This is a genomic window from Exilibacterium tricleocarpae (genome assembly GCF_007004655.1).
GTDB lineage: Bacteria > Pseudomonadota > Gammaproteobacteria > Pseudomonadales > Cellvibrionaceae > Exilibacterium > Exilibacterium tricleocarpae.
This window is the reverse complement of record NZ_ML660091.1, coordinates 385,320-398,052: the sequence shown is the minus strand read 5'-3', so window position 1 is coordinate 398,052 and position 12,733 is coordinate 385,320. Positions and strand designations below refer to the sequence as shown.

Annotated in this window: 7 protein-coding genes; 1 reads left to right on the top strand and 6 read right to left on the bottom strand. The window is 62.1% G+C overall.

Annotation, left to right across the window (positions count from 1 at the left end):
• Positions 1–57 precede the first annotated feature (57 nt).
• The 6 genes from FKG94_RS09895 to FKG94_RS09870 form a co-directional block, all read right to left on the bottom strand.
• On the bottom strand, positions 58–1,833 hold the full coding sequence (locus tag FKG94_RS09895; protein WP_246125069.1) for a BatD family protein: 1,776 nt from the start codon (positions 1,831–1,833) through the stop codon (positions 58–60).
• 282 nt (positions 1,834–2,115) lie between these two features.
• The gene (locus FKG94_RS09890; protein WP_142904051.1) at positions 2,116–3,999 is read right to left on the bottom strand and encodes a VWA domain-containing protein; all 1,884 of its coding nucleotides are present in this window, start codon (positions 3,997–3,999) and stop codon (positions 2,116–2,118) included.
• 106 nt (positions 4,000–4,105) lie between these two features.
• On the bottom strand, positions 4,106–5,143 hold the full coding sequence (locus tag FKG94_RS09885) for a vWA domain-containing protein (RefSeq protein ID WP_142904050.1): 1,038 nt from the start codon (positions 5,141–5,143) through the stop codon (positions 4,106–4,108).
• A complete protein-coding gene (locus FKG94_RS09880; protein ID WP_142904049.1) occupies positions 5,136–5,666 on the bottom strand; it encodes a DUF4381 domain-containing protein in 531 nt (176 codons plus the stop codon). The genes FKG94_RS09885 and FKG94_RS09880 overlap by 8 nt, the downstream gene beginning before the upstream one ends.
• Entirely contained in the window at positions 5,663–6,601 is a 939-nt protein-coding gene (locus FKG94_RS09875; protein WP_142904048.1) for a DUF58 domain-containing protein, read from the bottom strand. Before FKG94_RS09875 ends, FKG94_RS09880 begins: the two co-directional genes overlap by 4 nt.
• Positions 6,602–6,608: 7 nt before the next feature.
• Complete coding sequence (locus tag FKG94_RS09870) at positions 6,609–7,571, bottom strand: AAA family ATPase (RefSeq protein WP_142904047.1); 963 nt, start codon at positions 7,569–7,571, stop codon at positions 6,609–6,611.
• A gap of 206 nt (positions 7,572–7,777) precedes the next feature.
• Here FKG94_RS09870 and FKG94_RS09865 point away from each other — a divergent pair, with 206 nt between their 5' ends.
• Positions 7,778–12,712 (top strand): NAD-glutamate dehydrogenase, encoded by a 4,935-nt coding sequence (locus FKG94_RS09865; protein WP_142904046.1) that lies wholly within the window; start codon positions 7,778–7,780, stop codon positions 12,710–12,712.
• Positions 12,713–12,733 lie beyond the last annotated feature (21 nt).

Genomic DNA, 12,733 nt, shown 5'->3' with positions numbered 1-12,733 from the left:
ATTATAATTATTCTAGTGTAGTTCTGTTAAAAACGGACTGACAAGTGGTCGTTTGGCTCAGCCCGCGGCGTACAGCTCCGGCAGCGCCGGGTCGGCGCCGCGGCGGCTCGCTTTCGCGGCGGCGGGCCGCTGTGCCCGCAGTCGCGCAAGGCACGCCAGCAAGGTGTTGCACAGTTGCCGCACATTGCCGCTGCCGGAGTTTTCAGCATAGAGCAGAGCCTCCAACTCGGCACAGCAGGCGCTGGCTTCGTCATCCGCCAGTCGCGCCGCCAGATCGGCGATGCGGGTCAGGTGCGGTTCCTGCCAATACAGTTGCGCCCATTGCAGCAGCGCCCGGCGGATGGCCCGTGGTTCGCCGTTACTGCAAGTCGCGCGCAGTTGCTGGAACGCCTTGGCTTCGGTGTCGACGGCGTTGCCGCGCGGGGTGTCTGCAGGCGCCGCCGACTGTGGGCCGGCGGCGCGGCGCCAGAGCCAGGCAAACAGCAATGCCAACAAGGCTGACAGCGCCGTGGCCACTTGCCAGGCCCACAAGCTTCCCGCGGTAGTGATCGGTGCTGCAACCGTGGAGCCGGGCGCCGGCGCAGTGGCGGCGGGGGTCATGGCGGCGACGGTGCCGGTGGCCGCCGCCGGTGCCACGTCGATAACCTGGGGCGGCAGTGTGATTTCGCGCTGGCGGTCGTTGGCGGTATCCCACCAGGTCACCACCACCGCCGGCAGGGTGACCTGGCCCGGTTGAGTGGGTACCAGCGCCTGGCTTTCCACCCGCACCCCGCGGATGCCGTCAGCGGACTTGAAGTCTTCACTCTGTGGTTGCTCGGGATACACCTTGATGCTGTCGATATTACCCGCTGGCAGCGGCGGCAACTGGGCGGCGGTCAAGCCGCGGGCGCTGAGTTCCAGGGTGCGTGTGATAGGTTCTCCCACCGTGAAGGCATCGGGGTTGCGGTTCCAACTCTGCACCAGGGCCACATCTTCGGCCGGCAGCCACGGCTGGTCCGCCGGGTAGGTCGCGGGCCGGGGGCGTACTTCGACGTTCAGCGGCTGGCTGCGCAGGCGTTTGATGCTGCCGCCGCTGGGGCCGAAGAAACTGCTGCGGTTGCCGGCCGTGGTCACCGACCAGGTCAGGGCGGGAATGGTCAACTCGCCACTCGACTGCGGGAATACCGCGTAGACGGATTCCACCACCGCATAGGTTTTGCCGGCCATATTGCGCTGGTAGCGGTGGTCGGCGATCTCCTCGACCCGTGCGCCCGGCAGGCGGATGTCCTGGCTCTTGACGCTTTGCAGGGTGACCGAGGTGAACAGCCGCACGTTCAGGATAAGCTGCTCCTGTACATAGACGGCGGACTTGCCGATTTCCGCTTCCAGGAAAATATCCGCCTGGTTGCCGCGGCGCCCGGCGACCGGGTCGAGCACGGTGATTTCGATGGCATCACTGAACGCGCCGCGATACTCGAACGACGGAATCAACAGCTTGCCGACGCGTTTCGGCGCCAGTTGAATCTGCCATTGGGTGAACGAACTCACGCGCCCGTTGATGACCTGGTACTGACTGCGCTCGCTGGGTGCGGAGAGCAGCTCGAAATCGGCGCCGAGTTCGGAAAAATCCGGCCGGCCCGAGCTGCTCTGCTCGTTGATGCGAATCGTCAGTGTCACCGAGTCTTCCAAGGTGATTTTCTTGCGATCCACACTGGCACTGAGTTCTACGGCCCCGGCCAGCGCCGCCTGCGCCAGCAACAGCAGGGCAACGGCGGCGCTGCGCAGGCGGCCCGCGCGTGCCGGTGAAGATGTCCGCGGGATTGCCGCTGGTGATACCTGGATGAGTGAGGCCACTGTTGTCAAAGGTCCTGTCTTAATCAAAGGTGTTGTTTAAACGTCTTGCGCAAAGGTCCGACTGTAAAGGTCCGACTGTAAAGGTCCGACTGCAAAGGTCCGACTGCAAAGGTACGATTCGGTCGGGATTCGATGTCGCCGGCGTTCCATGCGCCGAAAACTCGATGCCGTCGAGGTCTGATAGCGTCGGGGCCGGATTTCCGGACGGATCGGCTGTTGCGAGGCTGATGTCCACTTTAACGGTCCTGTTACCTGTTGTGAGTCGGGCCAAAGGCTGCGCAATTACCAGCGTTTATTGGCCTTGTTTTCAGGCGGTTGCCAGATGCCGGCCCGGTATTCTTTGCGGCGCTGGCGGTATTGGTGCTGAAACTTCTGCCGCAACAGTCCGCTCGGGTCGTCGGGTATTTGTCGCAACCACTGCTCCAGTGCCTGTTCCCGCTCGCTGTCACCGGTGCCGGAGGCTGTCGATACGGTGCCGGCCTGGTCTTCCCCGTCCTCTGGCTGCAATTCGCCGGCCGCTTGCTGTGCCTGTGAGTCTGCCTTCGACTCAGCGCCGGACGCCGGGGGCGGCTGCTCGCCTGCCGGTGTCTGCTCCTGGCGCTGTCGGCCCGCTTCATCGGGGGCTGGGTTTTGCGGCTGGCTGCCGCCCTGGGGTGGCTGGCCGTCCTGTGACGGCTGTCCCTGAGACTGCTGTTGAGACTGCTGTTGTCCCGCCTGGCCGCCGTCGGACTGCTGTTGCTCGCCGTCGGTCTGGTCCTGGCCGCCTTGCTGATTTTGGTTCTGCTGTTGTTCCTGCTGTTTTTTCAGTGCCTCCACGATCTCGGCGTTGTGCCTGGCAGCCTCCAATTGCGGGTCTTTCTCCAGTGCCTCCCGGTAGGCTTCCAGGGCGGCGTCCAGTTGCCCCGCCTGCGCCAGGGCATTACCGCGGTTGTAGGCATCGCCGGCCCGATCGCCGTTGGCGAAGGCCTCGGCCGCGGCTTCATAGTTGCCGCTGCGGTAATGGGCGCTGCCGCGCCAGCGATGATCGCGAAACTGTTGCGCGGCGGCCTCTGCATCGCCGCGCTGGAGACTCTCCTGGCCCTGCTGGTCCGGGCGCTGCCAGAGATCGTCCCAGAGATCGGCGCGGGCGGGCGCCGGCTGCAGCAGCGGCACGGTCACCAGCGTGACAGCCAGCAGCCAGCCGCGGCGAAACGAGAGTGCCGCCAGTGGCAACAGTAACAACGCCAGGTAGGCGCCCAGGTCATTCCAGGTATCGAATTCCCGCTGCAACTCGCGGGTGTCGTCAGCGAACGGCAGCGGCGGCTCGGACAGGCGTTTGATATCCGCATCGGTGGGCAACAGCGGGGTGTAGACACCGCCCAGCGCCTGGGCCATATCGCGCAGTTGCCCGCTGCCGACCCGCGCCACCACTATGCCGCCCTGGCGATCCTTGGCAAAGCCGCCGTTGCCGAGTGGAATCGGCGCGCCTTCATCGGTGCCGACCGACATGACCGACAGGGTGAAACGCCCGTCCCGCAGGCGTTCCTTCACGGTGGCCCGCGCCTCGGGCTCCACGCCGTCGGTGACCAGCAGCAGGCGGCCGCGGCGGATACCGGCATCGTCGAAAAGCTGCAGCGCCAGCTCCACCGCCATCTCGGTATTACTGCCGCTGAGCGGCATCACACTCGGGTGCAGGGCCGGCAACAGACTGTCAATGGTGCGGGTATCATCGGTCAGGGGTGTCACCACATGCGCTTCACCGGCATAGGCGACCAGCGCGGTGACACCCTCTACCCGTTTGTTGAGCAGGTCGGTCAATTTGTGTTTGGCCCTGACCAGGCGCGAGGGTTTTAAATCCTGGGCCAGCATCGACGGCGACAGGTCCAGCAAAATGACCAGTGCCGATTCGGTTTTGTGCACCGGTTGCGGTAGCTTCTCCCAGGTGGGGCCGGCCAGGGCGACGGCGGTGATCAGCCACGCCAGCCCCAGCGCCCAGAAGGGCAGTTGCTGGCGCTTCGACAGGGTGCCGGCCAGCAGGTGTTGCAGCAATTCCGGGGCAATCAGGTCGGCCCAGGACGTGGCGGTGCGCGACTGGCGCTGCAACAGCCAGATCAGCGCGCAGGCGGGCACCAGCGCCGCCAGCCACCAGGGGCGTAAAAAGTGAAAATCGCTCATTGTGTCAAACATTGGCTGCTACACCGCTATCTGTCAGTCGACATGTAATCTAGCACTTGTCAGTGACCACCATTTTTCCGTTACTACTGTTGCACCACTCTTTTTTTCAACACGAGTCTTATTTTTCCAACACGAGTTTTCCACCACTTTGCCGAGCCGGGCGCCGCCGGTACAGCTGCCGCCCGGCAAGCCCGAAACTGAGCAGGAGCGCCAGACCCAGCGGCCAGTGGAACAGTGCACGGGTCGGGCGAAAGACCTCGTTGTCCTGCTCGATCGGTTCGAGTTGGTCAAGGGCGAGGTAAATGTCCCGCAGCTGCGCCGGGTCCCGCGCCCGGAAGTATTGCCCGCCGGTCTGCTCGGCGATGCGTTTCAGGCTCTCCTCGTCAAGGTCGATGGAGGGGTTGATACGCCGGGCGCCAAAGGTACCGCCGAAGATACCCGGTGTCACCATCTCGTCGGCCCCAATGCCGATGGTGTATATTTTGACCTTCGCCTGCTGCGCCAGTTCTGCCGCCCGCAGCGGTGTCACCTCGCCGGCGGTATTGGCGCCGTCGGTCAACACGATCAATACCCGGCTCGATTCCGGGCGCTCGCGCAGGCGTTTGATGGACAGGCCGATAGCGTCGCCGATGGCGGTTTTTTCACCGGCAAAGCCCAACTGCGCCTCTTGCAACAGGCGGTTGACCGTGACCCGGTCGAAGGTGAGCGGCGCCTGCAGATAGGCCCGGGTGCCGAACAGCACCAGGCCCAGTCGATCGCTTTTGCGGCGTTCGACAAATTCGCCCACCACCCGTTTTACCACCGACAGGCGATCCACTTGTTGGTTGGCCACCTGCATATCCCGGGTTTCCATACTGCCGGAAATATCCACCGCCAGCAGCAGGTCGCGGCCGCTGGCGGGCAGCGCGATGGGGGCGCCGATCCACTGCGGTCGCGCCGCCGCCAGCACACAGGCGAGCCAGATGCCCAGCAGCAGCCCCAGCGACCAGCGACCGGCGCCGCTGCGGGTCTGGCCACCGCGTTCGAGGCCCGCCAGGGTGTCATAGAAGGGCACCAGTAACGCGGCCTCCTCCCGTTTGTTGGCCGGCATCAGGAAATAGACCAGCGCCGGCAGCGGCAACAGTAACAGCACCCAGGGCCATTGCAACTCAAGCATAGGGAAACTCCGCGGTGGGGCGGTGGTGCTTGATCCAACCCAGCGCGAGGCGGTGAATCTCGTTCAATTCGGCGGTATTGGCCGGGTCTGTTGCCGTGCGGTAGGGGGCGGAGCGTAAGAACGCCAGCATGGCGGCCGACGGGGTCTGGGAGCCGGCGGTACTGGCCAGGAAGTTCGCCCAGGCTTCGCCGCTCAACTTCGCTACCAGCGGGCGGCGGTAGGCGGCCAGTGCCGTGCGTTTGAGCAGGCGGTTCAGGGCCCGCGCGTAGCGGGCGCCGTCGCGATCGGATTCGTAATCCCGCCAGGCTGCCAGCGCCGCTGCCTTGGCAGCCCGGCGGTAAGCATTGTGACGCCAATAGGCGCGCAGTTTGAGCGCCGCCCACAGCAACAGGGTGCAGCCGGCGGCGGCTACCAGCCACCAGCCCGGTGCCGGCGGCCAGAGGGTAACCGGGTCGGGCAATTCGATATCCAGCAGGTTGGGGATCGGCGGCTGGGTGGGGTTGGCGGGCACGGTTTGGGTCACCGGCGTTTTCTCCCGTACAGACCGCGCAACAGGGCTACCGGGTCATCGCCGGTAGCGACACTCACCAGCGGCACCGCCAGTGCGGCGCAGGTTTTTTGCAGCGCCCGGCGGCGCTGTTGGTAGCGCTGGGAAAAGGCTTGCGCAAGCTGCGGGTCGGCGGTGTCGACGGGCAGGCGGCGCTGCCCGTCACTGACCGTGAGTCGGGTGGTGTCGGGCAGCCTGCTCTCCAGCGGATCGGCAAGGGCAAACAGGGTAATGTCGGTGTGCCGGGCGAGCTGAAACAACTGCTCTTCGCAGGCGCGGGTAAAATCGTGGAAGTCACTGATCAGAAATACCGCACTGCCGGGCTTGGATACCCGGCGCGCATCGGCCAGCATATCCTCCAGTCGCTTGCCGCCGGCGGGGGCGACCGGTGTGTGCAGGCGATGGTTGCTCTCGTGCAATTGATGAATCAGTTCCAGCAGTGCGTGTTTGCTGCGGCGCGGGCGGATATCGTGGTGATCCCGATCGCCGAACACCTGGGCGCCGATGCGGTCGCTGTTGTTCAACGCAGCCCAGCCCAGCAGACTGGCCAGGTGGGCGGCCAGCACCGATTTAAAACAGCCGCGGCTGCCGAAAAACATCGGCGCGCGCTGGTCGACCCAGACGAACACCGGGCGCTCGCGCTCCTCCCGGTAGAGCTTGGTGTAGGCCGCCTGGGTGCGGGCGGTTACGCGCCAGTCGATACTGCGAATGTCATCGCCGGGCTGATAGGGCCGCACCTCCTCGAACTCCATGCCGCGGCCGCGAAAACGGGTGCGCACCTGGCCGCTGATCACGGCGGCGCTGGGGCGGCGGGCGAACAGTGCCAGTTCACCGGCGGCAAATCGCAGTCGCAGCAGGGTGTCGATGTCGGTATAGGCACCCGAGGGGCTTAAGGTGTCGAGGGGGTCCATGGCCGGTCTAACCCACCGCCACCTGGCTGACCAGTGTATCGATAACCTGGTTGGCCTGAACACCGTTGGCCTCGGCCTCGAATGTGAGCAGCAGGCGGTGGCGAAACACGTCGTGAATAACGGCCTGTACATTGTCCGGGCTGACGAAGTCGTTGCCCTGCAGCCAGGCGTGAGCGCGGGCGCAGCGGTCGAGCGCGATAGTGCCGCGGGGGCTGACGCCGAACTCGATCCAGTTGGCAAGCTCCGCATGCACGCCGGCCGGTTCCCGGGTGGCCATGGTCAACTGTACGATATAGTCCTCAACGGTGTCGGCCATATGCAGGTCCAGCACCGCCTGGCGCATCTGCGCCAGGGCCGTCTGACTAAGGCGGGTCGGCGCTGCCGGCACAGGGCTGTCACCGGCCTCTAGACGCACCTGTTGCAAAATGCGTTTTTCGGCCTCTACGTTTGGGTACTTGACTTCCACATGCATCAGGAAGCGGTCCAACTGGGCCTCGGGCAGCGGATAGGTGCCCTCCTGCTCAATCGGGTTTTGGGTCGCCATCACCAGAAACAGATCGGGCAGGGGATAGGTCTGGCGCCCGACGCTGATCTGGCGCTCGGCCATGGCTTCGAGCAGGGCCGATTGCACCTTGGCCGGCGCCCGGTTAATTTCATCGGCCAGCACCAGGTTGTGAAAGACGGGACCGGGCTGGAATTCAAAGGTGTGGGTTTCCTGCCGATAGACATCGGTACCGGTCACGTCCGAAGGCAGCAGGTCGGGCGTAAACTGAATGCGGTGAAAGTTGCCTTCAATACCGTCGGAGAGAGTTTTGATGGCCTTGGTCTTGGCCAGTCCCGGAGCCCCTTCCACCAACAGGTGGCCGTCGGCCAGCAACGCCATCAACAACCGTTCCACGAGGTGGTTTTGGCCGATAATATGGCCACTTAGCCACTCCCGAAGCTGCTGCATAGTGTTAATATCGCTCATAGTTTTCCGGTTCAAGTGATTTGGATGAAAATTGTTCAAGCTGTTGATTAGGAACGTAATTTTAATGGCAAAACAGCAGTGTTCAAGTACCTTCAACTAGACTCTGTGATGAGATTTAGGTTCCAGACAGAACCCCCGGCATAGACTATGCTTGGTAAAGACTTGTTATAGCCGGAGCAAATGGTAACCCAATAAGGGGATAAATTGTGGATATAAGCGTGGTGGTAACCGACTCGAAGGAAATATTTTTCGAGCAATTGCGCGGTTACATCGATGAAAAGTTGCACGGCGCCGAGAGAGACAGTGTCGTCGACTTTGCCGACCAGTACTTCGAGCAGTACCCGCTGGAGGAGTTGGAAGGGCTCCAGGTCAGCGATGTCTACGGCAGTATCTACAGTTGGTGGAATTATCTGCAGGAGCACAACCTGGGTTCTCCAAAAGTCCGGGTGTTCAACCCGAGCCTGGAAGAGGACGGCTGGCTCTGCCCGCATACCGTAGTGGTGGTATTGCAACGGGACATGCCGTTTTTGGTGGACTCCATCCGCATGGAAATCAACCGCCGCAACATCGCCATTCACGCGGTCAAGAGCACCATTGTGAACCTCGCGCGCAATGCCCAGCACCGCCTGGTGGAGCTGGCGGGCAGGGACGGCAGTGACAAACAGCCCCGCAGCAGTAAGAACAAGACGTTTCAGAAAGAGGCGCTCGTCTGCCTGGAAATCAACCTGCACACCTCGGAATCGGATATGCAGGAGCTGGCCCGCTCCATCGACTCGGTGCTGACCGATGTGACCGCGGTGGTGGACGACTACCAGCCGCTGCTGGACCGGGCGGAGACAGTGGAGAAAAATCTCGGCCTGGCGCCGAAAAAAGTGCTGCCCGAGCAGATCCAAGAGAGCCAGGAGTTTATTCGCTGGCTGATGAGCCACTTCACGTTCATGGGCTATTCGGAGTACGAGTTTGAGGGCGCAGGCGAGGACAAACACCTGCGGGAACTGCCGGATAAACGCCTGGGTCTGTTCAAGCTGTACGGCCGCGCCGCCGCCAGTGTGCAGATCGATAATTTCAACCCCGGCATGGCGCGCTTTCACCTGACGCCGAAACTGCTCACCTTTTCGAAGTCCTCGATGCGCTCACGGGTGCACCGGCGCGCCTACTCCGATTATGTCGTGATCAAACGCTACAGCGAGACCGGCGAAGTGATCGGCGAGAGCCGCTTTCTGGGTCTGTACACCTCGCCGGTCTATACCCTGTCGCCGACGAAAATTCCGGTGATCCGCCAGAAGATCGCCCAGGTTATCGACGCTTCCGGGATCGACCCCTCGAGTCACGACGGCAAGGTGTTGAAGCAGGTGTTGGAGACCTTCCCCCGCGACGAACTGTTTCAGAGCAGCACCGGCGAACTGTTTGAAACCGCCATCGGCGTGGCGCGCATCAACGAGCGGCATATGGTGCGGCTGTTTATGCGCAAGGACCTGTACGGCAAGTTTGTCAATTGCATCATCTATATTCCGCGCGAGGAGTTCAACACGCAGATTCGCCTGAAAATCCAGCAGCTGATCGGCGAAGCGCTGCAGACCGACGAACATGAGTTTACCACCTATTTCTCCGAATCAAGCCTGGCGCGCACCCATATTGTCTTCCGCATCGATCCGGATAAAAAAATCGATTACGACATCCGTCGACTCGAGCAAAAGATTGTCGACATCACCCGCAGTTGGGCCGACCACCTGCGCGCTTCACTGGTCGAATCCTACGGCGAGGAGCGCGGCACGCGGTTGTTCTACGAGTACCGGGACGCCTTTCCGACGGCCTATCGCGAGACCTATGAAGCCCGCGCCGGTGTGCACGACATTGAGAGTTTTGCGCCGCTGCGCACGGAAGACGAAGTGGCGATGAGTTTTTATCAACCGGTGGGGGTCGATAAAAACGCCATGCGCTTCAAAGTGTTTCGTCTCAACCGCGGTCTGGAACTGTCCGATGTGATTCCGGTGCTCGAACACCTGGGTCTGCGCGTGATCGGCGAACATCCTTTCAAGATTCAAAAAAGCGATGGCGGCTCCGTGTGGCTGCACGACTTCGACCTGGTGTTTGGCCTGCCCATTACCATCGACGTACACGCCGCGCGCAACCATTTCCAGGAGGCCTTCGCCGCCATCTGGCGCGGCCAGACCGAGAGCGACGCGTTTAACCGGCTGGTGCTCGGTGCGCGCCTGAGCTGGCGCGAAGTCGGCCTGTTGCGCGCCTACGCCGCCTACATGAAACAGACAGCGTTTAACTTCAGCCAGGGCTATATCGCCAATACCCTGGCCAATCACCTGGAAATCACCCGCAACCTGGTGGCGTTGTTCAAGGCCAGTTTCGAGCCGCGGGTCAACCAGGGCAAAGAAAAGGATTTGCAGCGTATTGAGCGCTTGAAGAACAAGATTATCGACAGTTTGGAAAAAGTCGATAATCTCAACGAGGATCGCATCATCCGCCGCTACCTGGATATTATCAGCGGCACCCTGCGCACCAATTTTTTCCAGCCCGGCGCCGACGGCGAGCCGAAGCGGTATATTTCTTTCAAATTCAGCCCGCGCAATATTCCGGATATTCCCGAGCCGCGGCCGATGTTTGAGATCTTTGTCTACTCGCCGCGAGTCGAGGGTGTGCACCTGCGCGGCGGCAAGGTGGCCCGCGGCGGCCTGCGCTGGTCTGACCGCCTGGAGGACTACCGCACCGAAGTACTGGGACTGGTAAAAGCGCAGCAGGTTAAAAACGCGGTGATCGTGCCGAACGGCGCCAAGGGTGGCTTTGTCTGCAAACGGCCGCCGCAGGCCGGCGGGCGCGAGGCGCTGCTGGCGGAGGGTATTGCCTGTTACAAGATTTTTATTCAGGGCTTGCTCGATATCACCGATAATTTTATCGACGGTGAGGTGGTACCGCCCAAACAGGTGATCAGGCGGGACGAGGACGATCCCTACCTGGTGGTGGCCGCCGACAAGGGCACGGCGACTTTCTCCGATATCGCCAATGAAATATCGGCGCAGTACAACCACTGGCTTGGCGATGCCTTCGCCTCCGGTGGCAGCCAGGGGTACGACCACAAAGGCATGGGTATCACGGCCAAAGGTGCCTGGGTGTCGGTGCAGCGGCATTTCAAGGAAAAGGGCGTCGATATTCAAACGGAGGATTTTACCGTTATCGGCGTTGGCGATATGGGCGGTGATGTGTTTGGCAACGGCATGCTGCTGTCGGAGCATATCTGTTTGGTGGCGGCGTTCAATCACCTGCATATTTTTGTCGATCCGAGCCCGGATTCCGCCGCCAGTTTTCGCGAGCGCAAGCGTCTGTTCGAGACGCCCGGCAGCAGTTGGGAGGACTACGACAAGGCGTTGATTGCCAAAGGCGGCGGTGTCTTTTCCCGGGCCGCCAAGGCGATTATCATCACCGAGGAAATGCAGGCGCGCTTTGATATCGCAGAGGCCAGTCTGACCCCGAACGAGTTATTGCACCGCCTGTTAAAGGCGCCGGTGGACCTGATCTGGAACGGCGGTATCGGCACCTATGTAAAAGCGTCCTTTGAAACCGACGCCGATGTGGGCGACAAGGCCAACGATGCCCTGCGGGTCGATGGTCGCGACCTGCGCTGCCGGGTGTTTGGCGAGGGCGGCAACCTCGGTATGTCACAGCTCGGGCGTATCGAATACGCCCTTAACGGCGGTGCCTGTAACACCGACTTTATCGATAATGCCGCCGGCGTCGACTGTTCCGATCACGAAGTCAATATCAAAATTCTGCTCAACGACATTGTCACCGCCGGTGACATGACGCAAAAACAGCGCAACAAACTACTGGCCGATATGACCGATACGGTGTCGGAGCTGGTGCTGACCAACAACTACCGGCAGACCCAGGCTATCAGTCTGGCACAGTACCAGGCGCCGGCGCGGATCGGCGAGTACCGCCGCCTGATCAATGCGCTGGAAGCGGAGGGGCGCCTCAATCGGGTACTGGAGTTTATTCCCGACGACGATACGTTACTCGAGCGCCAAACCCAGGGCAACTACCTGACCCGGCCCGAATTATCGGTGCTGATTTCCTATGCCAAGGTCGCGCTGAAGGAGGAACTGACCGGTTCCGATGTGCCGGAGGACCCGTATATGGCGAAGGCGGTGGAGCATCCGTTCCCGCCGGTGTTGCGGAAAAAGTACCGCAAGCAGATCTACGGCCACCACCTGCGCCGTGAGATTGTGGCCACCCAGGTGGCCAACGACATGGTCAACAATATGGGTATCACATTCTGTCACCGGCTGATGGAATCCACCGGCGCCAGCGTCGGCCAGGTCGCCAAAGCCTATGTCACCGCCCGGGACATCTACAAGCTGGATGCCTACTGGCGCCAGGTGGAGGCGCTCGATTACAAGGTGCCGGCCCAGTTACAACTGCAGCTGATCGGCAATATCATGCGCCGGGTGCGGCGCGGGACCCGCTGGTTTTTGCGCAACCGCCGCAGTCACCTGGCGCCGGTCGATGAGGTGGAAGCGTTTGCCGGCGCCATTCAGCAGGTGATCGATGCGCTGCCGGATATCCTTCGCGGCGCCCCCCGTGAAGAGTGGCAAAAGGAGTGCGATCGCCTGATCGAGTCGGGGGTGCCGGAGGCGCTGGTGACTAATATCGCCATTCCCCCGAATTTGCACTCCGGTCTCGGCATGGTGGAGGCGGCCAGGGTCAGCGGCGCCGACCCGGTGCGGGTGGCGGAAATTTATTTTGTGCTCGGCGATCGCCTCGGGCTCTACTGGTTCGCCAACCAGATTTCTGAAGTCAAGGTGGGCAGCTATTGGCAGGCGATGGCGCGGGAAGCCTATATGGACGATCTGGAGTCCCAGATGCGCACTTTGGCGATCTCCCTGATTCGCCTGGCCGGTGAGGATCGTTCGATTGACGAGTCGGTAGACCGCTGGTTGATCCGGCACCATGTATTGGCCGACCGCTGGAAGGCGATGATCAACGAGTTACAGGGTGCATCGGGCAGCGACTTCGCCATGTTTTCCGTGGCGTTGCGGGAGTTGTTGGACCTGGCGCAGGCGAGTCAGCACTGTGAGTCGCTGGAGGACGACGGCCCGTTGTGCATTCTCGGCAGCGAGCAGCAGGGCTAGCGCCCGCCGCGGGGCTTAGCA